This is a genomic window from Streptomyces sp. CB01635, assembly GCF_002803065.1.
In the GTDB taxonomy this organism is placed as follows: Bacteria; Actinomycetota; Actinomycetes; order Streptomycetales; family Streptomycetaceae; genus Streptomyces.
The window spans coordinates 607,578-632,430 of the sequence record NZ_NNBL01000002.1 but is presented as its reverse complement, the minus strand read 5'-3'; the positions used below and the strand labels follow the sequence as shown (position 1 = coordinate 632,430).

General features: G+C 68.8%; 19 protein-coding genes and 1 tRNA gene. 12 read left to right on the top strand and 8 right to left on the bottom strand.

All coding sequences use genetic code 11. From position 1 onward, the window contains the following. Nucleotide 1 precedes the first annotated feature (1 nt). Nucleotides 2-136 (bottom strand): SPW_0924 family protein, encoded by a 135-nt coding sequence (locus CG723_RS45870; RefSeq protein WP_107489191.1) that lies wholly within the window; start codon nt 134-136, stop codon nt 2-4. Nucleotides 137-310: 174 nt separating this feature from the next. Beyond that, nucleotides 311-2,017: a lytic transglycosylase domain-containing protein gene (locus CG723_RS06870; RefSeq protein ID WP_100592325.1), complete on the bottom strand. Its 1,707-nt coding sequence runs from the start codon at nt 2,015-2,017 to the stop codon at nt 311-313. A 214-nt stretch (nt 2,018-2,231) separates the two neighbouring features. Here CG723_RS06870 and CG723_RS06865 point away from each other — a divergent pair, with 214 nt between their 5' ends. Then, complete coding sequence (locus tag CG723_RS06865) at nt 2,232-3,131, top strand: DUF4184 family protein (RefSeq protein WP_100592324.1); 900 nt, start codon at nt 2,232-2,234, stop codon at nt 3,129-3,131. An 85-nt stretch (nt 3,132-3,216) separates the two neighbouring features. Here CG723_RS06865 and polA read toward each other — a convergent pair whose 3' ends face one another. Next, nucleotides 3,217-5,943, bottom strand: coding sequence for a DNA polymerase I (gene polA / locus CG723_RS06860; RefSeq protein WP_100592605.1), 2,727 nt, complete (start codon nt 5,941-5,943; stop codon nt 3,217-3,219). Nucleotides 5,944-6,066: 123 nt separating this feature from the next. On the opposite strand from polA, the gene CG723_RS06855 reads away from it, so the two are divergent. From CG723_RS06855 to CG723_RS06820, 8 genes are all read left to right on the top strand, one after another. Continuing rightward, on the top strand, nt 6,067-8,382 hold the full coding sequence (locus tag CG723_RS06855) for an FdhF/YdeP family oxidoreductase (protein ID WP_100592323.1): 2,316 nt from the start codon (nt 6,067-6,069) through the stop codon (nt 8,380-8,382). 79 nt (nt 8,383-8,461) lie between these two features. Beyond that, entirely contained in the window at nt 8,462-8,923 is a 462-nt protein-coding gene (locus CG723_RS06850; RefSeq protein ID WP_100592322.1) for a PaaI family thioesterase, read from the top strand. A 338-nt stretch (nt 8,924-9,261) separates the two neighbouring features. Further along, entirely contained in the window at nt 9,262-9,939 is a 678-nt protein-coding gene (locus tag CG723_RS48625; protein ID WP_100592321.1) for a hypothetical protein, read from the top strand. A 423-nt stretch (nt 9,940-10,362) separates the two neighbouring features. Further along, nucleotides 10,363-11,562, top strand: coding sequence for a branched-chain amino acid ABC transporter substrate-binding protein (locus tag CG723_RS06840; protein ID WP_199841674.1), 1,200 nt, complete (start codon nt 10,363-10,365; stop codon nt 11,560-11,562). A 110-nt stretch (nt 11,563-11,672) separates the two neighbouring features. Next, complete coding sequence (locus CG723_RS06835; protein WP_100592319.1) at nt 11,673-12,602, top strand: branched-chain amino acid ABC transporter permease; 930 nt, start codon at nt 11,673-11,675, stop codon at nt 12,600-12,602. Nucleotides 12,603-12,607: 5 nt separating this feature from the next. Continuing rightward, a complete protein-coding gene (locus CG723_RS06830) occupies nt 12,608-14,377 on the top strand; it encodes a branched-chain amino acid ABC transporter permease (protein ID WP_100592604.1) in 1,770 nt (589 codons plus the stop codon). A 5-nt stretch (nt 14,378-14,382) separates the two neighbouring features. After that, a complete protein-coding gene (locus CG723_RS06825; RefSeq protein ID WP_100592318.1) occupies nt 14,383-15,234 on the top strand; it encodes an ABC transporter ATP-binding protein in 852 nt (283 codons plus the stop codon). Further along, a complete protein-coding gene (locus CG723_RS06820; protein WP_100592317.1) occupies nt 15,231-15,947 on the top strand; it encodes an ABC transporter ATP-binding protein in 717 nt (238 codons plus the stop codon). The genes CG723_RS06825 and CG723_RS06820 overlap by 4 nt, the downstream gene beginning before the upstream one ends. A gap of 77 nt (nt 15,948-16,024) precedes the next feature. Here the strand turns inward: CG723_RS06820 and CG723_RS06815 are convergent, their stop codons facing one another. Continuing rightward, nucleotides 16,025-16,681: an ANTAR domain-containing response regulator gene (locus tag CG723_RS06815; RefSeq protein ID WP_100592316.1), complete on the bottom strand. Its 657-nt coding sequence runs from the start codon at nt 16,679-16,681 to the stop codon at nt 16,025-16,027. A 100-nt stretch (nt 16,682-16,781) separates the two neighbouring features. Here CG723_RS06815 and CG723_RS06810 point away from each other — a divergent pair. After that, nucleotides 16,782-16,856 (top strand) — tRNA-Leu (locus tag CG723_RS06810). A 107-nt stretch (nt 16,857-16,963) separates the two neighbouring features. After that, the gene (locus CG723_RS06805; protein WP_100592315.1) at nt 16,964-17,725 is read left to right on the top strand and encodes a transcriptional regulator; all 762 of its coding nucleotides are present in this window, start codon (nt 16,964-16,966) and stop codon (nt 17,723-17,725) included. 8 nt (nt 17,726-17,733) lie between these two features. Here the strand turns inward: CG723_RS06805 and pyk are convergent, their stop codons facing one another. Next, entirely contained in the window at nt 17,734-19,170 is a 1,437-nt protein-coding gene (gene pyk / locus CG723_RS06800) for a pyruvate kinase (RefSeq protein WP_100592314.1), read from the bottom strand. A 163-nt stretch (nt 19,171-19,333) separates the two neighbouring features. Then, on the bottom strand, nt 19,334-20,059 hold the full coding sequence (locus tag CG723_RS06795; protein WP_100592313.1) for an SIMPL domain-containing protein: 726 nt from the start codon (nt 20,057-20,059) through the stop codon (nt 19,334-19,336). A gap of 132 nt (nt 20,060-20,191) precedes the next feature. On the opposite strand from CG723_RS06795, the gene CG723_RS06790 reads away from it, so the two are divergent. Beyond that, nucleotides 20,192-21,991: a bifunctional metallophosphatase/5'-nucleotidase gene (locus CG723_RS06790; protein ID WP_100592312.1), complete on the top strand. Its 1,800-nt coding sequence runs from the start codon at nt 20,192-20,194 to the stop codon at nt 21,989-21,991. Here the strand turns inward: CG723_RS06790 and CG723_RS06785 are convergent. Both CG723_RS06785 and CG723_RS06780 read right to left on the bottom strand, forming a co-directional pair. Continuing rightward, the gene (locus CG723_RS06785) at nt 21,988-23,424 is read right to left on the bottom strand and encodes a lysine N(6)-hydroxylase/L-ornithine N(5)-oxygenase family protein (RefSeq protein WP_100592311.1); all 1,437 of its coding nucleotides are present in this window, start codon (nt 23,422-23,424) and stop codon (nt 21,988-21,990) included. The two genes, CG723_RS06790 and CG723_RS06785, sit on opposite strands and share 4 nt — an antisense overlap. Continuing rightward, on the bottom strand, nt 23,421-24,842 hold the full coding sequence (locus tag CG723_RS06780) for a pyridoxal phosphate-dependent decarboxylase family protein (protein ID WP_100592310.1): 1,422 nt from the start codon (nt 24,840-24,842) through the stop codon (nt 23,421-23,423). The genes CG723_RS06785 and CG723_RS06780 overlap by 4 nt, the downstream gene beginning before the upstream one ends. Nucleotides 24,843-24,853 lie beyond the last annotated feature (11 nt).

Here is a 24,853-nt window from a genome sequence, read left to right as displayed (position 1 = left end):
GTCAGGGGTGCTTGGGGACGGTGGTCAGCAGCGGTTTGGGCGAGGTCTCGCCGGGCGGGGAGCCGATCGCCGAGATCGTGATGACGAGGGCGAGCGCCACGGCAAGACCGGTCGCGGCGGCGATCAGGGCACGCATGCAGCCTCCCGGCGGATCACCGGATCTGAAATCTGATAGGTCGTCAGGGCTGGGGCACCGTAGCAACGCGCGGCCGAGATGAGAACACGTTGTACAACAGCGCCGCCCCCTCGGCCGGAGAACGGCGAGGGGGCGGCGCGGGTGCTGCTGGATACGGCGTGTGCCGTAGGGGAGTTACGCCGACGGCGAGGCCGAGGGACTGGCCGTGGCGGCGGCCGCGGTGACCTTCAGTTCGATGGTGAGGGTCGCGCCGCCGGTGGTGTCGATGCGGAGCAGGAACGTGCCGGTGGCGTCGTCCGCGTAGATCCTCGGCAGCTGGAGGCGGCCGTCGCCGTCGGTCTTGAGGCCCTTGAGGGTGCGGATCGCCTTGCCGTCCGCGTCCTTGAAGTAGGGGCCCTTGTCGTTCTCGGTCGCGTCGTCCTTGGACTTGATCAGCGTGGCCGTGGTGGCGACCCCGTCGGCGGCGGCGTCCTTGTACGTGGCCCTGACCTGGACCGGGTCGGCGAACTGGCCGCCGGCCTCGCAGGTCAGTTCCTTGTCGTCGGTCCTGGTGAGGGTGTCCGCCTGGCGCGCCGAGACGGTCGCCGTGTAGTCGAGGCCGGGCAGCTTGCGGTCGACGACGGTGGCGCGGACGGTGAACTCGCCGGTGTCCTCGCCCGCCCTCAGCGGCGGCGCGGTGGCCTTGCCGGTGCTGTCGGTGACGACGGTGACGGTCTTGAAGCCGCCGCTGAAGGCCAGATCCGTGTCGCCGACGACGGTGAGCTTCACCTTGATCGTGCCGACGCCCTTGCCCGCGGCGTTCTCCGTGCGGACGGCGACGCGTTCGGCGAAGGCGTCACCGGCGGTCGCGGCGAGTTTGCCCGTACCGGCGTCCTCGATGTGCGCGACCGTCTCGACGGGCGTGGGCGGTGTGGGGCTCGTGGAGCCTCCGCCGCCCGGCTTCGACGGGTCGGTGCTCGGACTGCCGCCGGGCTTGGACGGCTTGGGCGGCTTGGAGGTGCCGGGGGACGGACTGGTCGTGCCGGGGCTGCTCGGCGAGGGCGAGGGGCTGGGTCCGCCGTCGCTGCGGTCACCGGGCTGCACTCCGGTGCCGTCCGGGACCTCGTGGGTGCCCTTGCGGTAGAACTCCAGCCACGACAGGACCGTGTTGAGGTACTCCTGCGAGTGGTTGTAGCTGAGGATCGCCGCGTTCAGGCCGCCGCTCTGGGAAAGATCGCGGTCGCCGCGGCACAGGTAGTGCCCGGCGGCGAGGGCGGCGTCGTAGATGTTGTTGGGGTCCTTCTTGCCGTCGCCGTTGCCGTCGCGGCCGGACCACTCCCAGGTCGACGGGATGAACTGCATGGGGCCGACAGCCCGGTCGTGCGTCGTGTCGTTGTCGTAGGCGCCGTTGTCCGTGTCGGTGATCCTCGCGAAGCCGTTGCCGTCGAGGGGCGGGCCGAGGATCGCCTTGAGCGTGGTGCCGTTCGCGTCGACGTTGCCGCCACGGGCCTGGCCCGACTCCACCTTGCCGATCGCGGCGAGGAGCTGCCAGGGGAGGTTGCAGCCCGGCTTGGTCGCGGCGAGCTCCGCCTCGGCCTTCTTGTACGCGTCGAGGACGGTGGCGGGGATGCCGGCCTCGCTCGCACCCGTGCCGCCGGGGGCGCCAGGGCCCGTACTGGGCGGCGCGGTGGGGCTGTTGAGGTGCGGCAGTTCGGTGTAGTAGGGCGAGTTGCCCGTCGCCGTGTCACCGGGCGGGGGCGTCACGTCGGCGGTGGACTGCCCGCCGTTCTGCGTGTTGGTGAAGCCGGGAGCCTGGGACGCGGAGAGTGCCGCCACGGCGGCAGCCGCCACAGCGGTCGTCATCGCCGACCTGCGCAACCGCTTACCGAATAGCGCCGCCATGCCGTGAGCCCCTCCGATTGCCGACCGATACCGTGTCCGTCCACGCTCCCCAGCGTGGAGTGACCCAGGCGACACTACGACAACTTCCAGCGCGCAGACACCTGTTCGTGCCCGATTTTTGCCGGTTGGCCATGTACGGGTTACCGCGATCGCCACGGCCATACTGAGCGGCACCGCGTACGCACCGCATCAAGAACCGTCCGAGGGGGACCTCTTGCCGTTCACGATCAGCCATGCAGCGGCCGTGCTGCCGGCCGTCCGCCGTGACGGCACGGGGCGCGGCGCGCTCGTGCCGTCGCTGCTGGTGGCGGGCTCGTTCGCGCCCGACGTGACGTACTTCGCGGCGAGTGCGGTGCCGGGGGCGATGGAGTTCGGGGACTTCACCCACTCCTTCCCGGGCGTCTTCACGATCGACGTGGCCATCGCTGCGGTACTGGTCGGCGTGTGGCGCCTGCTGCGGGAGCCGGTGATCGCGCTGCTGCCGGGGCGGGTGCGGGGGCGGGTTCTTGTGGTGGCGCGGGGTGCGGGCGGCGCTCGGGACGGTTTCGCGTCGGGTGGCTTCGCGTCCGGCGCTTTCGCGTGGGAGCGGCGGCCGGTGGCCGCGGTGTGGTGGTGGTACGTGTCCGCCGTCCTCGGCGCGGCGACGCACGTGGTGTGGGACGCGTTCACGCATCTCGACCGGTGGGGCATGCGCGTGTTCCCGGTCCTCGGCGAGAAGATCGCCGGCTCCCCTCTCTACTGGTACGCGCAGTACGGGGGTTCGGCGGTCGCGCTCGTCGCGATCGCGCTCTTCGTGGTGTCGGCGGTGCGCCGTGTCCCCTCGTCGGCCGCCGCCGACGCCCGCGCCGCGCTGCCTCAGCTCTCGATGAGCGAGCGGTGGGTGGCGGCGCTGGTGATCGGCGGGTGCGTGGCGGTGGCCGCGGGGGTACGGACGGTGCGCTGGTGGACGTACTGGCGTGCCGCCGCCAAGCCGTGGGAGATCATCCCGACCCTGTGCTTCGGCGGGGGCGCGGGCCTCGTACTCGGCCTGGTCGTCTACGCGCTTCTCGTGCGGGGGCGTCGAGGAGCGGCCGATCGCGGGGAGGCGCCGGCTCCGGTGACACAAGAACGGTGAACAGGGTCGTGAACCAGGAAAGGGGCGGAGCCCATTGGCCCCGCCCCTTGACCGGACTCCCGTCCGGACTCCCGTCCGCCGGAGGCTAGTGCGCCGCGGACTCCCAGTCCGGGCCCACGCCCACCGACACGTCCAGCGGCGCCCGCAGTTGCACGGCCCCGGCCATCTCGCGGCGGACCAGCTCCTCCGCCGCCGCGGCCTCGCCCGGGGCGATCTCCAGGACGATTTCGTCATGGACCTGGAGCAGCAGCCGGGACTTGAGCTTCGCGCCCTTGAGCGCCTTGTCCACGTTCAGCATGGCGATCTTGACGATGTCGGCGGCCGTGCCCTGAATGGGCGCGTTGAGCGCCATGCGCTCGGCCATCTCACGGCGCTGGCGGTTGTCGCTGTTGAGGTCCGGCAGATACCGGCGGCGGCCGAGCATCGTCTCGGTGTAGCCCGTGGCGCGCGCCTCGTCGACGACGCGGCGCAGATAGTCGCGCACGCCGCCGAACCGCTCGAAGTACGTGTCCATGAGGACCCGCGCCTCGCCCGGCTCGATGTTCAGCTGCCCGGACAGGCCGAACGCGGACAGGCCGTAGGCGAGCCCGTACGACATGGCCTTGATCTTGCGGCGCATCTCCGCGTCGACGGCGGACCGCTCGACGCCGAAGACCTGCGCGCCAACCGTGGTGTGCAGGTCCTCGCCGGAGGTGAACGCCTCGAGGAGGCCCTCGTCCTCGGAGAGGTGCGCCATGACGCGCAGCTCGATCTGGCTGTAGTCCGCGGTCATGAGCGACTCGAAGCCCTCCCCGACGACGAAGCCGCGGCGGATGGCGCGGCCCTCGTCGGTGCGGACCGGGATGTTCTGCAGGTTCGGGTCGGTAGAGGAGAGCCTGCCGGTCGCGGCCACGGTCTGGTTGAACGTCGTGTGGATGCGGCCGTCCGCGGCGATCGTCTTGATGAGGCCCTCGACGGTGACGCGCAGCTTCGCCTGCTCGCGGTGGCGCAGCATGATCACGGGGAGTTCGTGGTCGGTCTGCGTGGCCAGCCAGGCGAGCGCGTCCGCGTCCGTCGTGTACCCGGTCTTCGTCTTCTTCGTCTTGGGCAGGTCGAGCTCGCCGAAGAAGACTTCCTGGAGCTGCTTGGGCGAGCCGAGGTTGAACTCGTGGCCCACGGAGGCGTGCGCCTCCTTCACCGCCTGCTGGACGGCGCCCGCGAACATCTGCTCCATGGCCTCCAGGTGGGCGCGGTCGGCGGCGATGCCGTGCCGCTCCATGCGGGCGAGGAGCGTGGACGTGGGCAGCTCGACGTCCTTGAGGAGATCCGCCGCACCGACTTCCCGGAGCTTCCCGCCGAAGGCCTCGCCGAGGTCGAGGATCGCGCGGGCGTGCACCATGAGCGCGTCGGCCTCGGCCTGGTCGTCGTCCTCCGTACCGAAGGCGAGCTGTCCGTCGGCCGCCGCCGGGGCGAGCTCACGGCCGAGGTACTCCAGGGTCAGGGCGTCGAGCGCGAAGGAGCGGCGGCCGGGCTTGACCAGGTACGCGGCGAGCGCCGTGTCCATGGTGACGCCGTCCACGGTCCAGCCGTGCTCGGCGAAGACCCGCATGACGCTCTTCGCGTTGTGCAGGACCTTGGGCTTCGCGGCGTCGGCGAGCCAGGCCGCGAACGCGTTCTCGTCGGCCTCGTCGAGCTGGGTGGGGTCGAACCAGGCGGCGGCTCCCCCGGCGCCGGCGAGCGCCACCTCGGTGACGGATCCCGTGCCGAGCGTCCAGGTGTCGACCGTGGCGAGGCCGAGGACCGCGTCGCCGTGCTCGGCGAGCCACGGGGTCACCTCGCCCGCGCCGAGCACCGAGCCGTCGACGTCGACGCCCGGCTCGGCGGGCGCCTGTTCGGCCTGCTCGGCGCCCGGGTCGACGGCGAGGAGCCGCTCGCGCAGCGACGGGTTACGGATCTCCAGGGTGTCGAGGACCATCGCGAGGGCCGTGCGGTCGTACGCGGCGCGCTCCAGGTCGTCGACCGTCATGGGGAGCTCGACGTCGCGCACCATCTCGGTGAGCCGGCGGTTCAGCTTGACGGCTTCGATGTGGTCGCGGAAATTCTGCCCGGCCTTGCCCTTGACCTCTTCGGCCCGCTCCACGAGCTCGGCGAACGAACCGAACTGGTTGATCCACTTCGCGGCGGTCTTCTCGCCGACGCCGGGGATGCCCGGCAGGTTGTCCGACGGGTCGCCGCGCAGGGCCGCGAAGTCCGGGTACTGGGCCGGCGTCAGCCCGTACTTCTCCTCGACCTTCTCCGGCGTGAACCGGGTCAGCTCGGAGACGCCCTTCGTCGGGTAGAGCACCGTGACGTGGTCGCTGACGAGCTGGAAGGAGTCCCGGTCGCCGGTGACGACCAGGACGTCGAACCCGGCAGCCTCGGCCTGGGTGGCGAGCGTGGCGATGATGTCGTCCGCCTCGAAGCCGTCGACGGCGAAGCGCGGCGTGTGCATCGCGTCGAGGACCTCGCCGATCAGCTCGACCTGGCCCTTGAACTCGTCCGGGGTCTTCGAACGGTTCGCCTTGTACTCCGTGAACTCCTCGGAGCGCCAGGTCTTGCGCGAGACGTCGAACGCCACCGCGAAGTGCGTGGGGGCCTCGTCGCGCAGCGTGTTCGCCAGCATGGACGCGAAGCCGTAGATCGCGTTGGTCGGCTGTCCGGTCGCGGTCGTGAAGTTCTCCGCGGGCAGCGCGAAGAACGCGCGGTACGCCAGCGAATGCCCGTCCATGAGCATCAGCCGCGGCCGGCTGCCTGAGGTCGTCTTCTCGGTCTTCTTCGCTGCTGTCTCTGCCACGCCCCCGATCCTGCCACGCCCCACTGACAGTCCGGTCCGCCACGGGCCTCCGGTGAGGGCTGTCAGTCGTGCGTGCGAGGATCGGAGACGTACCTCACACGTGTGCTCGAAGGGGAACAGACGATGGCAACGAAGCCGCCCACGGGAGATCCGGTCCAGGACGCGCCGCAGGTCGGCGCGCCGCGGCGCGCCGCCGCCGGACTGCCCGCCGTCGCCCATTCCCTCAAGATCGCCCAGCAGCAGATGGGCGTGCGCCGCACCGCGCTCACCCTTCTCCGCGTCAATCAGAAGGACGGCTTCGACTGCCCGGGCTGCGCCTGGCCGGAGCCCGACCACCGGCACAAGGCGGAGTTCTGCGAGAACGGCGCGAAGGCGGTCGCCGAGGAGGCGACCCTGCGCCGGGTCACCCCCGACTTCTTCGCCGCGCACCCCGTCGCGGACCTCGCGACCCGCTCCGGGTACTGGCTGGGCCAGCAGGGCCGCCTCACGCACCCCATGTATCTGGCGGACGGCGCCGAGCGCTACGAGCCGGTGTCCTGGGAGCGCGCCTTCGACATCATCGCCGAGGAGCTGGCCGCCCTGGCCTCCCCCGACGAGGCCGTGTTCTACACCTCGGGGCGCACGAGCAACGAGGCGGCGTTCCTCTACCAGCTGTTCGCCCGCGAGTTCGGCACGAACAACCTGCCCGACTGCTCGAACATGTGCCATGAGTCGTCCGGTTCCGCGCTCACGGAGACCATCGGCATCGGCAAGGGCAGCGTCCTGCTGGAGGACCTCTACAAGTCCGACCTGATCATCGTGGCCGGGCAGAACCCGGGCACGAACCACCCGCGCATGCTCTCCGCCCTGGAGAAGGCCAAGGAGAACGGCGCGAAGATCATCACGATCAACCCGCTGCCCGAGGCAGGACTCGAGCGCTTCAAGAACCCGCAGACCCCGCAGGGCATGTTCAAGGGCGCCGCCCTGACCGACCTGTTCCTCCAGATCCGCCTCGGCGGCGACCAGGCCCTCTTCCGCCTCCTGAACAAGCTGATCCTGGCTGAATCCGACAGCGCCTCCGGCGCGGGGTCCGGCGCCGTCGACCACGCCTTCATAGAGGAACACACCCACGGCTTCGAGGAGTTCGCCGCCGCCGCCCGTGCCGCCGACTGGGACACGACACTGACGGCGACGGGCCTGGAGCGCGCCGAGATCGAGGAAGCCCTCTCCCTGGTGCTCGCCTCCAAGCGCACCGTCGTGTGCTGGGCGATGGGCCTCACCCAGCACAAGCACTCCGTGCCCACGATCCGCGAAGTGGTCAACTTCCTGCTCCTGCGGGGGAACATCGGCCGCCCCGGCGCGGGCGTCTGCCCGGTGCGCGGCCACTCCAACGTGCAGGGCGACCGCACCATGGGCGTCTTCGAACGCCCCGCGCCCGCTTTCCTGGACGCCCTGGAGAAGGAGTTCGGCTTCGCACCGCCCCGCAAGCACGGCTTCGACGTCGTACGGGCCATCGAGGCGCTCCGCGACGGCGAAGCGAAGGTGTTCTTCGCGATGGGCGGCAACTTCGTGGCGGCCTCCCCCGACACCGACGTCACCGAAGCCGCGATGCGCCGCGCCGCCCTGACGGTCCACGTGTCGACGAAGCTCAACCGCTCCCACGCGGTCACCGGCGCGCGCGCCCTGATCCTGCCGACGCTGGGCCGCACCGAGCGCGATGTCCAGGGCAGCGGCGAACAGTTTGTGACCGTCGAGGACTCCATGAGCATGGTCCACGCCTCCCGTGGCCGCCTCGCGCCCGCGAGCAAGCACCTCCTGTCGGAGCCGGCGATCGTGGCCCGCCTCGCGCGCCGCGTCCTGGGCGAGGCGTCACGCACGCCCTGGGAGGAGTTCGAGAAGGACTACGCCACGGTCCGCGACCGCATCGCGAACGTCATCCCGGGCTTCGAGGACTTCAACGCGCGCGTGACTGGTTCTGCTGGTCGCCCCGGCGGCTTCACCCTGCCGCACGGCCCGCGCGACGAGCGGCGCTTCCCCACCACCACGGGCAAGGCGAATTTCACGGCCGCGCCCGTCGAGTACCCGAAGCTCCCCGAGGGCCGGCTGCTGCTGCAGACCCTGCGCTCGCACGACCAGTACAACACCACGATCTACGGCCTCGACGACCGTTACCGCGGCATCAAGAACGGCCGCCGGGTCGTCCTCGTCAGCCCCCATGACGCCCAGGACCTGGGCCTCGCCGACGGCTCCTACGTCGACCTGGTCAGCGAGTGGACGGACCGCGTGGAGCGCCGCGCCCCCGGCTTCCGCGTCGTCCACTACCCGACGGCCCGGGGCTGCGCGGCCGCGTACTACCCGGAGACCAACGTCCTGATCCCGCTGGACGCCACCGCCGACACCAGCAACACCCCCACCAGCAAGTCCGTCGTCGTCCGCCTGGAACAATCGGCGACCGACTGAGCGTTCGCTCAGGCAGCCGACCAGGCCGAACAGCACCCACAGCACGAACACCGACAGACGACGAACGGAGCCGGGCACCATGGGCGAGCACAGCAGCGTGAAGTTCCCGCAAGAGATCATCGACGAGTACGCGGCGCTCGGCATCGACCTGCCCGCCCTGTTCTCCGCAGGGGACCTCGGCATCCGCATGGGCGTCCAGATCAAGGAAGCGTCCGCCGACCGCGTCGTCGGCACCATGCCCGTCGAGGGCAACACGCAGCCCTACGGCCTCCTGCACGGCGGCGCCTCCGCAGTCCTCGCCGAGACCCTCGGCTCCGTCGGCTCCATGCTCCACGGCGGCAGCACCAAGATCGCCGTCGGCGTCGACCTGAACTGCACGCACCACCGCGGCGCCCGCTCCGGCCTCGTCACCGGCGTCGCCACGCCCGTACACCGCGGCCGCTCCACCGCCACGTACGAGATCGTGATCACCGACGAGCAGGACCGCCGGGTCTGCTCGGCCCGCCTGACCTGCCTCCTCAAGGACATGCCCACGAGCTGAGGCCCCTCGTCCGCGGCAGGGCCCGCCCGTCACTGGACTCATCCGCCGCAGGGCCCGTCCGTCACAGGGCGCCACAACGATCACGACGCTTCACGCCGCCGCTCCCGGCGCGGACGGCCACCGCCACCGCGCCGGGCAGTGCAGACGCCGATCAGGGGACGGGAGCCGGGCAGCGCGGCAAGCGGCCGCCGACGCGAGTCCGGCCCACGCGAAGCCCTCCCCACCGGCCACCACAGCGCAGGCATCCGCCGACACCGGACCATGAACCAACTGGCCGCACACACACCCCAGTTGCTCCCCACATTGGCGGACCCGCCCCCTCCGCACTAGCGTGGAGCATGGCCGGTATCGGACCCGTCGAGCCGGAACCCCCCTCCGGCGACGGCACCCCGCACACCCCCGCCCACACCGACACCCTGTGGGCCGGCTCCCCCAACTCCCCCCACCTCCACGATCGTTGGGCAGCCCTTCCGCCGCACCTGCGCCGCACCCTGCAAGCCCTGCTCGCCGCCGCAGCCATCACGGGCGCTTACGCGTACACAGCCCTCACCACCACCCCGGCCACACCCGCCCCCACCCCCTGGCCCTCCCAGGTCACCTTCCTGCACTACGAGGGAACGAGCCCGCCGGACCCGCACCACCCGCGCACCGCCACCTTCCGCTTCACCGTCTCCGTACGCGACACCCACCCCGTGACCATCCGTCAAGTGCGAGCCGGACTACCGGGATTGAGTGCGCACGCCATCCCCGCCCTGCCACTGACAGTGAAGGGCGGCGCCCCGAAACCGCTCACTGTGCGCATCTCCGTATACAAGTGCGCCGCCCTGCCACCCGGCTTCACCCTGCCGCACCTCGACCTCGGTCTGCGCAACCGCCAGGCACAGCAGCAGCACAGCTACCTCTTCGGCGGCGCCTTCCCACGCGACCTCGCCACCTACCTGCACGACGCCTGCGGACCGCGCGCAGGGCACTCCGGACCGCCCCGCGGACCGCGAACCGATCTCACACGGAAGTAACACTCAGTTACCTCTGCCGCAACAGAGCAATGCGGAGCGCGAGCCACCGCCACCCGAAGCACCCAGCACCCGCCCCGCCGGCGGCACACTCCCGCCCGTAAGGACCAAGATCACCTCAAGTTCCTTAGCGGAACAGCATGTTCTCTACACGCGAGCGCCGGCCACCCGTATCCAGAAGGCCTGATCGCCTCCACCGCACCCGCCCACGAGCACCGCGTCATAACAAGAACGTCACATCCTTCCCTCCTCAGCTCCCCACCCCACCCACCTGCGCTTATAGTCACGGCCAGTCACCGCGCCGCCGGGCGCGTCTGCTGCACGGCCCTGTACCACCCCAGTACGGCCCGGCGAGACACACGGCCCCCAACCGCGGGAGCCGCGCCAGGGAGAGGATTGATCGTGCGACACCGTTCCTTGCTCATCATGACCAGCGTGCTCACCACCGGAGCACTCACGCTCACCGCCTGCGGATCGCGCGACGACAACAAGGGCAGCGACAGCAGCAAGAAGACCACCGTCGTGATCGGCGTCGACGCCCCGCTCACCGGCGCGAACTCCGCAACCGGCCTCGGTATCCAGTACGGCGTCCAGATCGCCGTCGACGACGCCAACAAGAAGAACACCGTTCCCGGCGTCACGTTCAAGGTCAAGGCGCTCGACGACAAGGCCGTCCCCGCCACCGGCCAGCAGAACGCCACCGCCCTCGTCAGCAACAAGGACGTCCTCGGAGTCGTCGGCCCCCTCAACTCCGGTGTGGCCACCTCCATGCAGCAGGTCTTCGCGACGGCCAACCTCGTCGAGATCTCGCCCTCCAACACGGCGCCCGAGCTCACCCAGGGCAAGGACTGGCAGACCTCGAAGAAGCGCCCGTACAAGTCGTACTTCCGCACCGCCACCACCGACGCCCTCCAGGGTGGCTTCGCGGCCGACTACGCGTACAACACGCTCAAGAAGAAGAAGGTCTACGTCGTAGACGACAAGCAGACCTACGGCGCCGGCCTCGCCAAGCTCTTCACCGCGGGCTTCAAGAAGACCGGCGGCAAGGTCGTCGGCACCGACCACGTCAACACCGGCGACAAGGACTTCTCCACCCTCGTCACCAAGATCAAGAACTCCGGCGCCGACCTGCTCTACTACGGCGGCCAGTACGACGAGTCGCAGATCCTCACCAAGCAGCTCAAGGACGCCGGCGCCAAGATCCCGCTCTTCGGCGGTGACGGCATGTTCTCCGACACGTACATCAAGACCGCCGGAAAGTCCGCCGAGGGCGACCTCTCCACCTCCGTCGGCGTCCCGGTCACCACGCTGCCCGCCGCCAAGGACTTCATCTCCACCTACAAGGCGAAGAAGTACCCCGGCGACTACGGCACCTACGGCGGCTACTCCTACGACGCCGCGACCGCCATCATCAAGGCCATCGGCAACGTCGTGAAGGACGGCAAGGTCCCGTCCGACGCGCGCGGCAAGATCGTCGAAGAGGTCCAGAAGGGCAAGTTCGACGGCATCGCCGGCCCCGTCGCCTTCGACGAGTACGGCGACACCACCAACAAGCAGCTCACCGTCTACCAGGTCACCAAGGGCGAGTGGAAGGCCGTCAAGAGCGGCACCTACGACGCCGGCTGACCCACCCCGCACCGCACGCACCACACAGGGCCGCGCGGCCACGACGACCCGTCACCGCGCGGCCCCACCCATATCCCTGCCCCACTCTCCCCACCCATGGAGGCCACGCGGTGAACACCCTGCCGCAGCAGCTGGCCAACGGGCTGTTCCTCGGCTCGATGTACGGGCTGATCGCCATCGGCTACACGATGGTGTACGGCATCGTCCAGCTCATCAACTTCGCCCACGGCGAGATCTTCATGACCGGCGGCTTCGGCGCACTCACGGTCTACCTCGCGCTCCCCGACGGCATATCCATGTGGATAGCCCTACCGGCCATGCTCATCGGAGGCGCACTCGTCGCCACCCTCATCGCCGTCGGAGCCGAACGCTTCGCGTACCGGCCACTGCGCGGCGCGCCACGCCTGGCCCCCCTCATCACCGCGATCGGCCTCTCCCTCGCACTCCAGCAGGCCGTCTTCAACTGGTACCCCGACGCCAAGAGCGCCCGCGTCTTCCCACAACTCCCGTTCGGGCCCTACCACTTGGGTGACATCCGCATCCAGAGCGGCGACGTCTTCCTGATCATCGCCGCCCCCCTGTGCATGGCCGCCCTCGCCTTCTTCGTCCGCCTCTCCCGCACCGGCCGCGCCATGCAGGCCACCGCCCAGGACCCGGACACCTCCCAGCTCATGGGCATCGACACCAACCGCATCATCGTGATCGCCTTCGCCATCGGCGGCATCTTCGCCGCCGTCGCCGGCGTCGCCTACGGCCTCAAGTACGGCTCCGTCCAGTACGACATGGGCTTCCAGGCCGGACTCAAGGCCTTCACCGCAGCCGTGCTCGGCGGCATCGGCAACATCTACGGCGCCATGCTCGGCGGCGTCGTCCTCGGCCTCGCCGAAGCAATGGCCACCGCCTACGTCGCCGACATCCCCGGCATGGAACAGTTCGGCGGCCAGGGCTGGGCCTCCGTCTGGGCCTTCGTCCTCCTCATCCTCGTACTGCTGCTACGGCCACAAGGCCTGCTCGGCGAACGCGTCGCGGACAGGGCGTGATCACCATGACCACACAGAAGACCGACACCGCCCGCGGCCTGATCACCCTCCCCGCAGGCGCCCCCCGCGTCCTCATCGCCGCCGGCGCCGTCGCCACCATCGCCAGCACCTTCATGTCCTGGACCTGGACCTCCGACTTCCCCGGCGACCTCACCGTCTACGGCTACCCCGCGGGCCTCCAGACCATCGCCCTCGTCGCAGGACTCATCACCCTCCTCTTCACCCTCCCCCTGTGGAACGTGCGAGGACTGCACCGGCTCAACCCCGCCGGCGCCACCTCCCCGATCCTCCTCACCACCCTCGCCGGCTTCACCGTCTGCTGGTACGCGGCCATCGCCATCGCAGTCGAACTCGGCGGACTCGCCAACCTCGACCCCGGCGCCTACGTCGCCGCCGTCGCCTCCGCACTCCCCGTCCTCGGCGCCCTCGCCCTGCCCCGCCCCGGCGACACGGCCAAGGCCTACCTCACCAAGCCCGACCAGCCCGCACCCACCGGCCAACTCCCCGGCTGGACACAGCGGCTGATCGTCACCCTCGGCATCACCCTCGGCCTCATCGCCTTCACCTACGGCATCGGCATCAACGACGAAGAGAGCGAAACCTTCATCGGCTTCGTCCTCCTCCTCGTCTTCGTCGCCTGGGCCCTCGTCCACGCCGGACAGCTCGACCGCTTCTCCACCCTCTGCGCCCAGAACAAAGGCTTCGCCACCGGCATCGCCTTCCTCGCCGCAGCGATCTTCCCCTTCACCCAGAGCGAAGACCACAACGCCAACCTCGGCGTCAACATCCTGATCTTCGCCACCGTCGCCCTCGGCCTCAACATCGTCGTCGGCCTCACCGGACTCCTCGACCTCGGATACGTCGCCTTCCTCGGCGTCGGCGCCTACGCCGCCGCCCTCGTCTCCGGCTCCGAGTTCTCCCGCTTCTCCGGAGTCCAGTTCCCGTTCTGGGCCGCCGCCCTCACCGGCATGGCAGCCTCACTCGTCTTCGGCGTCCTCATCGGCGCCCCCACCCTGCGACTGCGCGGCGACTACCTCGCCATCGTCACCCTCGGCTTCGGAGAGATCTTCCGCATCGCCGTCAACAACATGGACGGCTCCTCCGGACCCGACATCACCAACGGCCCCGACGGAATCCCCTCCATCCCCGACCTCGAAATCTTCGGATTCAACCTCGGGGCCAGCCACGACGTCGCCGGATTCACCCTCGGCCGATTCGCCAACTACTTCTTCCTGATGCTCCTCATCACGGCGCTCGTCGTACTCGTCTTCACCCGCGCCGCCGACTCCCGCATCGGCCGCTCCTGGATCGCCATCCGCGAAGACGAGACCGCCGCCACCGCCATGGGCATCAACGGCTTCCGCGTCAAGCTCATCGCCTTCGCACTCGGCGCCACCCTCGCCGGCCTCGCCGGCACCGTCAGCGCCCACGTCACCTACAGCGTCGTACCCAGCCCCTACCAGTTCGCCGGCGCCGCACCCCCCAACAGCGCCTTCCTCCTCGCCGCCGTCGTCCTCGGCGGCATGGGCACCGTCAGCGGACCCCTCCTCGGCGCCTCACTCCTCTACCTCATCCCCGAAAAGCTCACCTTCCTCAAGGAATACGAGCTCCTCGCCTTCGGCATCGCACTCGTCATCCTCATGCGCTTCCGCCCCGAAGGCATCATCGCCAACCGCCGCCGCCAACTCGAATTCCACGAGACCGGCCAACTCGACATCCCAGAACAACAAAGCCTGCCCGACAGCACCGTCGGCGCCACCAAGGCAGGGGCGTGACCCGCATGACCACCACCACGACCACTGCCGTCCTCGAAGCCAAGGGCGTCACCATGCGCTTCGGCGGACTCACCGCCGTACGCTCCGTCGACCTCACCGTCAACAGCGGCGAAATCGTCGGCCTCATCGGCCCCAACGGCGCAGGCAAAACCACCTTCTTCAACTGCCTCACCGGCCTCTACATCCCCACCGAAGGCCAGGTCTCCTACAAGGGCACCGCACTCCCGCCCAAGCCCCACCTGGTCACCAAAGCCGGCATGGCCCGCACCTTCCAGAACATCCGGCTCTTCGCCAACATGACCGTCCTCGAAAACGTCCTCGTCGGACGCCACACCAGGACAAAGGAAGGCCTCTGGTCCGCGCTCCTGCGCGGACCCGGCTTCAAGAAAGCCGAAGCCGCCTCCGAAGAACGCGCCATGGAACTCCTCGAGTTCATCGGCCTCGCCCACAAGCGGGACCACCTCGCCCGCAGCCTCCCCTACGGCGAACAGCGCAAGCTCGAAATCGCGCGCGCACTCGCCAGCGAGCCCGGCCTGCTCCTCCTCGACGAGCCCACGGCCGGCATGAACCCCCAAGAAACCCGCGCCACCGAAGAACTCGTCTTCGCCATCCGCGACAAGGGCATCGCCGTACTCGTCATCGAGCACGACATGCGCTTCATCTTCAACCTCTGCGACCGCGTCGCCGTCCTCGTCCAAGGCGAAAAACTCGTCGAAGGCACCAGCGACGTCGTCCAGGGCGACGAACGCGTCATCGCCGCCTACCTCGGCGAACCCTTCGAAGGCGCCCCCGAAGACACCGCCGCAGCAGCCGTCGAAGCCGCGGAAGCACACGCCACGGAAGGAGACGACCAGTGAGCGCACTCCTCGAAGTAGAAGACCTCAAGGTCGCCTACGGCAAGATCGAAGCCGTCAAGGGAATCTCCTTCAGCGTCCAGCAAGGCGAAGTCGTCACCCTCATCGGCACCAACGGCGCCGGCAAGACGACGACACTGCGGACCCTGTCCGGACTCCTGAAGCCGCTCAGCGGCAAAATCACCTTCGACGGAAAGCCACTCACCGGCGTCCCCGCACACAAGATCGTCGCCATGGGCCTCGCCCACTCCCCCGAAGGCCGACGCATCTTCCCCCGCCTCTCCATCGCCGAAAACCTCCAGCTCGGAGCATTCCTCCGCTCCGACAAGGCAGGCATCGAGAAGGACATCCAGCGCGCCTACGACCTCTTCCCCATCCTCGGCGAACGCCGAAAGCAAGCCGCGGGAACCCTCTCGGGCGGCGAACAGCAAATGCTCGCCATGGGCCGCGCCCTCATGTCCCAGCCCAAACTGCTCATGCTCGACGAACCCTCCATGGGCCTCTCCCCGATCATGATGCAGAAGATCATGGCGACCATCGCCGAACTCAAGTCCCAGGGCACGACCATCCTCCTCGTCGAGCAGAACGCCCAGGCCGCGCTCTCCCTCGCCGACCACGGCCACGTCATGGAAGTCGGCACCGTCGTCCTCTCCGGAACCGGACAGGACCTCCTCCACGACGAATCCGTCCGCAAGGCGTACCTCGGCGAGGACTGAGCCCGAACGCACACACGGCTGAGGCCCGTACCCCTCCGGGGGCACGGGCCTCAGCCACAAGCGGTGCGGGGCGGAACTCAGCCCTTCCCCGCCTTCTTCTCCTCGGCGTCCTGAATAACCGCCTCAGCGACCTGCTGCATCGAAAGCCGACGATCCATCGACGTCTTCTGAATCCAACGGAACGCCGCCGGCTCCGACAGGCCGTACTCCGTCTGCAACACCGACTTCGCCCGGTCCACCAGCTTCCGCGTCTCCAGCCGCAGAGTAAGGTCCGCGACCTCGTTCTCCAGCGTCTTCAGCTCCTGGAACCGCGACACCGCCATCTCAATGGCCGGCACGACATCACTCTTGCTGAACGGCTTCACCAGATACGCCATCGCACCCGCGTCCCGCGCCCGCTCCACCAGATCGCGCTGCGAGAACGCCGTCAGCATCAGCACCGGAGCGATCGACTCCTCCGCGATCTTCTCCGCCGCGGTGATGCCGTCCATCTTCGGCATCTTCACATCGAGGATCACCAGATCGGGCTTGTGCTCACGAGCCAGCTCGACCGCCTGCTCACCGTCACCGGCCTCACCGACGACGCTGTAGCCCTCTTCCTCGAGCATCTCTTTGAGGTCGAGGCGGATCAGAGCCTCGTCCTCGGCGATGACGACACGGGTCGTCAGCGGCGGGACGTGCGACTTGTCGTCGTCGGGCGCGTCTACGGGCTGGGGCGACTCGGGGGCGGTCACGATAGCTCCTTGTTCAGGGCACGGGTACTGCTCCCAAGAGCGTACCTAGCTGCGGTAAGGTGGTCGGGCAGCGGGTCGGGGTAGACCTTCGATTCTGCGGGCCCCGGTAGCCCAATTGGCAGCAGGCAACGGATTCAAAACCCGTACAGTGTGGGTTCAAGTCCCACCCGGGGCACTTTTCCTTGGATTCCAAGGTCGCGACACTGAAGCGGATGTTCACCTTCTCGTGAACGTCCGCTTTTTTGCTGCATGCCGTAGCGATGAGTCGCACAGAGTGGCCACATGTACGACATGGGCATGCGTAAACGAGCTCTGACTCTGGTCTCCCAGGGTCGCAGTCTGAACTCGGTGAGCAAGGAGACCGGGGTCTCCCGGGCCGCAATACGCTCCTGGCAGATCGACATCGAACCGCGCAAGCGCGCAGGCCTCCCGTGCCCAAGATGCGGCGATGCGCCAGCCCTACCCGAGGACCAGGCCGCGTACGCCTACTTGTTGGGCCTCTATCTGGGCGATGGCTGCATCAACGCCCACCGGCGAGGCGTCTACTTCATCCGCATCGTGCTGGACAACGCCTGGCCGGGCCTTATCGACGCCTGCGAAGCGGCCATGCGGGCAGTACGGCCGGACAACAGCGTGTGCCGCGTCAAGAAACAGGGTTGCGTCGCAGTCACGGCCTCCAGCAAACACTGGCCCTGTCTCTTCCCGCAGCACGGGCCTGGCAAGAAGCACGAGCGCAAGATCGCTCTCGAACCCTGGCAGCAAGCAATCGTCGACGCGTGCCCGTGGGAATTCATTCGCGGTCTCATCCACGCCGATGGCTGCCGCATCACCAACTGGGCCACCCGCATCGTCGGCGGCGAGCAGAAGCGCTACGAATACCCCCGGTACTTCTTCACCAACCTGTCGGGCGACATCATCACGCTCTTCACCGACGCCCTGGACAGAGTGGGCGTCGAATGGCGACAGGCGAACCATCGCAACATCTCCATAGCCCGCAAAGCCTCCGTCGCCCTCATGGACACCCACGTAGGCCCCAAATACTGACCTCCCGCCTACTTGGGTGAGTCGTCCTCGCCGATGTGGTGGACGCGGACCAGGTTCGTGGAGCCGGAGACTCCGGGCGGGGAGCCGGCCGTGATGACGACGATGTCGCCCTTCCGGCAGCGGCCGTACTGGAGGAGGAGTTCGTCGACCTGGTCGACCATCGCGTCGGTGGAGTCGACGTGGGGGCCGAGGAAGGTCTCCACTCCCCAGGTGAGGTTGAGCTGGGAGCGGGTGGACGGGGTCGGGGTGAAGGCCAGGAGCGGGATGGGTGAGCGGTAGCGGGAGAGGCGGCGGACCGTGTCTCCGGACTGGGTGAAGGCCACCAGGAATTTCGCGCCGAGGAAGTCGCCCATTTCGGCTGCGGCACGGGCGACGGCTCCGCCTTGGGTGCGGGGTTTGTTGCGTTCGGTGAGGGGCGGGAGCCCCTTGGCGAGGATGTCTTCCTCTGCGGCTTCGATGATGCGGCCCATGGTGCGGACCGTTTCCACGGGGTATTTGCCGACGCTGGTCTCGCCGGAGAGCATGACGGCGTCGGTGCCGTCGATGACGGCGTTGGCGACGTCGGATGCCTCGGCGCGGGTGGGGCGGGAGTTGTCGATCATCGAGTCGAGCATCTGGGTCGCGACGATGACCGGCTTGGCGTTGCGCTTGGCGAGTTTGATGGCGCGCTTTTGGACGATGGGGACTTGTTCGAGGGGCATTTCGACGCCGAGGTCTCCGCGGGCGACCATGATTCCGTCGAAGGCGGCGACGATGTCGTCGATGTTGTCGACGGCCTGGGGCTTTTCGACTTTGGCGATGACGGGGAGGCGGCGGTCTTCCTCGTCCATGATGCGGTGGACGTCTTCGATGTCGCGGCCGCTGCGCACGAAGGAGAGGGCGATGACGTCGGCGCCTGTGCGCAGGGCCCAGCGGAGGTCTTCCTGGTCCTTGTCGCTGAGTGCGGGGACGGAGACGGCTACGCCGGGGAGGTTGAGGCCTTTGTGGTCGGAGACCATGCCGCCTTCGATGACGGTGGTGTGGACGCGGGGGCCGTCGATGCCGGTGACTTCGAGGGTGACTTTGCCGTCGTCGACGAGGATGCGTTCGCCGGTGGTGACGTCGGTGGCGAGGCCGTCGTAGGTGGTTCCGCAGGTCTGGCGGTCGCCTTGGACGTCGGGTTCGACGGTGATGGTGAATTCGTCGCCGCGTTCAAGGAGTACGGGGCCTTCGCGGAAGCGTCCGAGTCTGATCTTCGGGCCTTGAAGGTCGGCGAGGATTCCGACGCTGCGGCCGGTTTCGTCAGAGGCCTTTCGGACGTGGTGGTAGCGCTCCTCGTGTTCGGCGTAGGTGCCGTGGCTGAGGTTGAAGCGGGCTACGTCCATTCCGGCTTCGACGAGTGCCTTGATCTGCTCGTACGAGTCGGTGGCTGGGCCCAGGGTGCAGACGATCTTTGCTCGGCGCATGCTTCGAGCCTAGGGCTTACCGGCGGGTAGGGAATTGGTTGCGCATGACTACCCAACCACCTTTGGATGAAGGGCTATTGACAAGTGTTGAATTGTGCATGGGGGTGCTCCGATGAGCATGGTGAGCATGCATTTCGGTGCGGGCGTTCGGGAGGTGTGGTCTTCACAGCTCGGGCGGGTGCATGGTGAATCGGGCGTTGACGTTCGCATAAACGGTCTGTCGCTCGGGTTCGAGGTCGAGGGGTGCGGGGGTGTCGTCGGGGGCGCCGCCATAGGCTGCCATGCGCATGTGGGGTGCGCCGGGGACGGGTCCGTAGCGGTCGGGGTCTTCGGCTCCGGTGTCGGCGAGTTCGATGAGGGCGGCGAGGCGGGTGCCGAGGGCTTCGGCGTATTCGCGGGCGCGCTGGACGGCTTCGTGGACTGCTTGTCGGCGGGCGGTGCGGTGGACGGGTGAGTCGGGGCGCAGGGACCACCAGGGGCCGTCGATGCGGGTGAGGTCCTGGTCGGCGAGGCGGGTGGTGAGTTCGCCGAGTGCGGTGAAGTCGGTGAGTTCGGCGGTGATGTGGACGCGGCCGTGGTAGGCGCGGATACGTTCGGAGCGGCCGTGACGGGTGAGTTCGGGGGTGATGGAGAAGGCGCCGGTCTCGACTTTTTCGATGGCTTCTCCGTAGCTCTTGATGAGGTCGAGGGTGGCGGTGTTGCGGCGGGTGAGGTCGGTGAGGGCTTCGCGGCGGTCGGTGCCGCGGGCGTTGACGGTGATGCCGATGCGGGCGAGGTCGGGGTCGGTCTCGATGCGGGCTTCGCCGCGGACGGCGATGCGGGGGGCTTGGGGGGTGCCGTAGGGGGTGGCGGTGGGCTGTGCGCCGGGTGTCGTCTCGTCGGGGGTCATGGGGTCACTGTGGCAGCAGCGCATCGGACAGTCATCGGATTGAAACCTCGTAGGTCTGTTGCGTGTTGGGTTGAGGGGACAGAATCTACGCGCGTTGCAACTGTCGATGAGTGGTGCCGGAGGGGATCTGAGATGCCGTTGAATCGCCGGAAGTTTCTGGGCAAGTCCGCTGCTACGGGTGCGGCCGTGGCGTTGACCGGGGCGGTGTCGGCGCCGGCAGCGCAGGCGCACGGGGGGCGGCCGAAGGGGCACAAGCGGTATTCGTTCACCGTCATGGGGACGACGGACCTGCATGGTCATGTCTTCAACTGGGACTACTACAAGGACGCCGCGTACACGGACACGGCGGGCAACGCGCAGGGGCTGTCTCGGATCTCGACGCTGGTGAAGCAGGTCCGCGAGGAGAAGGGCCGTGGCAACACGCTCCTGATCGACGCGGGTGACACGATCCAGGGCACGCCGCTGACGTACTACTACGCGCGCGTGGAGCCGATCACCGCGGCGGACGGTCCGGTGCATCCGATGGCGCAGGCGATGAACGCGATCGGTTATGACGCGGCGGCGCTCGGCAATCACGAGTTCAACTACGGCATCGACACGCTGCGCAAGTTCGAGTCGCAGTTGAAGTTCCCGCTGCTCGGTGCGAACGCCGTGGACGCGAAGACGGAGAAGCCGGCGTTCAGGCCGTACGTGATCAAGAAGTTGCGTACGCCGCACGGCAGGGACGTGAAGGTGGCGATCCTGGGGCTGACGAATCCGGGGATCGCGATCTGGGACAAGGCGTATGTGCAGGGCGTGTTGAAGTTCCCCGGCATCGAGGAGCAGGCCGCGCTGTGGGTGCCGAAGCTGCGCTCGATGGGTGCGGACGTGGTGATCGTGTCGGCGCACACGGGCGCTTCGGGCACGTCGTCGTGGGGCGATCAGCTGCCGTACGTGGAGAACGCGGCGGCGAATGTGGCGAGGACCGTGCCGGGGATCGACGCGATTCTCGTCGGGCACGCGCATGTGGAGATCGAGCAGCAGTTGGTGACGAACGAGAAGACCGGGAAGTCGGTCGTTCTGTCGGAGCCGCTGTGCTACGCGGAGCGGCTGGCGCTCTTCGACTTCGAGTTGGAGTGGGAGAGGGGCTGCTGGACGGTGACGTCGGTGTCGTCGAAGCTGCTGAACTCGAATGCGGTGGCGGACGACCCGAAGATCACGAAGTTGCTCGAGGACGAGCACGCGCTGGTCGTGAAGTATGTGAACCAGGTCGTGGGTCAGGCGACGACGACGCTGACGACGGTGGACGCCCGGTACAAGGACGCGCCGATCATCGATCTGATCAACAAGGTGCAGGCCGATGTGGTGACGGAGGCCCTGAAGTCGACGGAGTACGCGTCGCTGCCGGTCCTCTCGCAGGCTTCGCCGTTCTCGCGGACGTCGTCGATTCCGGCGGGTGAGGTGACGATCCGGGATCTGTCGGGTCTGTATGTGTACGACAACACGCTGGTCGCGAAGTTGATGACGGGTGCGCAGGTGCGGGCGTACCTGGAGTTCTCGGCGGAGTATTTCGTGCAGACGGCGGCGGGTGCGGTCGTGGACGTGGACAAGCTGACGAACGCGAACAACCGGCCGGACTACAACTACGACTACGTGTCGGGGCTTTCGTACGACATCGACGTCGCGCAGGCGGCGGGGTCGCGGATCAAGAACGTGACGTATCAGGGTGCGGCGCTGGACGACGCGCAGAAGTTTGTTTTCGCGGTGAACAACTACCGGGCGAACGGTGGCGGGGCGTTCCCGCATGTGGCGTCGGCGCAGGAGCTGTGGTCGGAGTCGACGGAGATCCGTACGCGGATCGCCGAGTGGGTGACCGCGAAGGGCACCTTGGACCCGGCGGAGTTCGCTTCGGTGGACTGGCGGCTGACGCGGGACGGTACGCCTGTGTTCTAGTTCTTGAGTTCGATCAGATGGGTGATGCCGCGTTCTCCGGACTGGGTCCGGGGGGCGCGGTTTTCGTTGGGGGTGAGGCCGAAGGTGGTGAAGGCGGTGCGTTGCGGGAGGGGGTAGGGGTCTTTGCCGGTGAGGGTGTTGAGGATGGTGGCGCTGCGCCAGGCGGCGAGGCCGAGGTCGGGGGCGCCGACTCCGTGGGTGTGGCGTTCGGCGTTCTGTACGTAGATGTTGCTGCCGGTGTCGGTGACGGTGTGGTCGAGGACGAGGCGGAACTGTTCGTCGATGCGGGGGCGTTCGCTGTTGTCGCGGCGGAGGTGGGGGTCCAGTCCGGTGAGCATGTGGTCGAGGGGGCGTTCGCGGTAGCCGGTGGCGAGGACGACGGCGTCGGTGGTGAGGCGGGAGCGGGTGTTCTGCCGGCGGTGTTCGAGGTGAAGTTCGACTTTGGTGGTGGCGACGCGGCCGGCGGTGCGGACGCAGACGCCGGGGGTGAGGGTGGCGTCGGGCCAGCCGCCGTGGAGGGTGCGCTGGTAGAGCTCGTCGTGGATGGCGGCGATGGTTTCGGTGTCGATGCCTTTGTGGAGCTGCCATTGGGCGGGGACGAGTTGGTCGCGTACGTCTTCGGGGAGGTGGTGGAAGTAGCGGGTGTAGTCGGGGGTGAAGTGTTCGAGGCCGAGCTTGGAGTACTCCATGGGGGCGAAGGCTTCGCTGCGGGCGAGCCAGTGGAGTTTTTCGCGGCCTTGGGGGCGGTTCTTGAGGAGGTCGAGGAAGATTTCGGCGCCGGACTGGCCTGATCCGATGACGGTGATGTGGTCGGCGGCGAGGAGTTCGGTGCGGTGGGTGAGGTAGTCGGTGGAGTGGATGACGGGGACGGTGGGGGCTTCGGCGAGGGGGCGCAGCGGTTCGGGGATGTAGGGGGCGGTGCCGACGCCGAGTACGACGTTCCTGGTGTAGGTGCGGCCCAGCGCTTCGGCTTCGCCTTCGGTGTCGAGTTGGGTGAAGTCGACTTCGAAGAGGCGGCGTTCGGGGTTCCAGCGGACGGCGTCGATCTGGTGGCCGAAGTGGAGTCCGGGGAGGTTTTCGCTGACCCAGCGGCAGTAGGCGTCGTATTCGGCGCGCTGGATGTGGAAGCGCTCGGCGAAGTAGAAGGGGAAGAGGCGGTCGCGGGTTTTGAGGTAGTTGAGGAAGGACCAGGGGCTTGCGGGGTCGGCGAGGGTGACGAGGTCGGCGAGGAAGGGGACTTGGAGGGTGGCACCGTCGATGAGGAGGCCGGGGTGCCAGTGGAAGGCGGGGTGTTGTTCGTAGAAGGCGGTGTCGAGTTCGGTGAGGGGGTGGGCGAGGGCGGCGAGGGAGAGGTTGAAGGGGCCGATGCCGATGCCGACGAGGTCGCGGGGTGCTTCGGGGTGTGGAGGCTTGGGGGTGGGCGCGGTGGTCATCGGGCGGTGTTTCCTTCCACCAGTTTCAGCAGCTGGGCCAGGTCGCCCGGCTGGGTGTGCGGGTTGAGCAGGGTGGCTTTGAGCCACAGCCGGCCGTCGATGCGGGCGCGGCCGAGTACGGCGCGGCCTTGGGTGAGGAGGGTGCGGCGGATGTGGGCGATGCGTTCGTCGGGTGCGCCGTGGGGGCGGAAGAGGACGGTGCTGAGGGTGGGGGTGTCGTAGAGGTCGAAGCCGGGGTGGGCGTGGAGGGTGGCGGCGAACTCCTGGGCCTGGTCGCAGACTTGGTCGACGAGGGCGCCGAGTCCGGTGCGGCCGAGGGCTTTGAGGGTGACGGCGATCTTGAGGATGTCGGGGCGCCGGGTGGTGCGCAGGGAGCGGCCGAGGAGGTCGGGCAGGCCGGCTTCGGTGTCGTCGTCTGCGTTGAGGTAGTCGGCGTGGTGGGTGAGGGGCGTGAGGTCGGCGGGGTCGCGTACGGCGAGGAGGCCGGCGGCGACGGGCTGCCAGCCGAGTTTGTGCAGGTCGAGGGCGACGGTGGCGGCTCGGTCGAGGCCGGTGAGCTGGGTGCGGCGGGTGGGGCTGAAGAGGAGTCCGGCGCCGTACGCGGCGTCGACGTGGAGGCGGGCGCCGTGGGCTTCGCAGACGTCGGCGATCTCCGGGAGGGGGTCGATGAGTCCTGCGTCGGTGGTGCCGGCGGTGGCGGCGACCAGTTTGGGTCCTGGCAGGTCGGTGAGGGCTTCGTCGAGGGCGGCCGGGTCGAGGGTGCCGGTGGGGGCGGGCACGGTGACGGGGTCGGGGAGCCCGAGGAGCCAGGCTGCGCGGGGCAGGGAGTGGTGCGCGCCTGCGCCGGTGATGAGCTGGAGGGGGCCCTCTGAGGCGTGGGCTTCGCGGGCCAGGAGGACGGCGAGCTGGTTGGCCTCGGTGCCGCCGGTGGTGACCAGGGCCTGGGGGTGGCCGGGCCGGCCAGGGTGCGCGGGCCGGCCGGCGTGGCCCGTGTCGCCGTAGACCTCATGGGCGAGTGCGTCGGTGACGAGGGTTTCGAGGGCGGAGGCCGCGGGGGCCTGGTCCCAGGAGTCCATGGAGGGGTTGAGGGCCGAGGCGGCGAGGTCGGCGGCCGTGGCGAGGGCGAGGGGCGGGCAGTGGAGGTGGGCCGCGCACAGGGGGTCGGCGGGGTCGGCGGCGCCTTCGGCGAGGGCCTGTACGAGGGTGCGCAGCGCGGTGTCGGGGCCGGTGCCGTGGTGGGGCAGGGGGTCGCCGGCGAGTTCGCGCAGGCGGGCGGTGACGGTGTGGGGGCCGCCGGCGGGGAGGGGCCCGCCTCGGGCGGCGGCTCCGTCGTGGAGGGCGTCGAGGACGGTTTTGAGCAACGGCCGCAGGGCTTGGGGGCCTTGGGGCCCTCCGGCGAGGGGCGGCGGGTTGCTCATGGCGGTGTCCT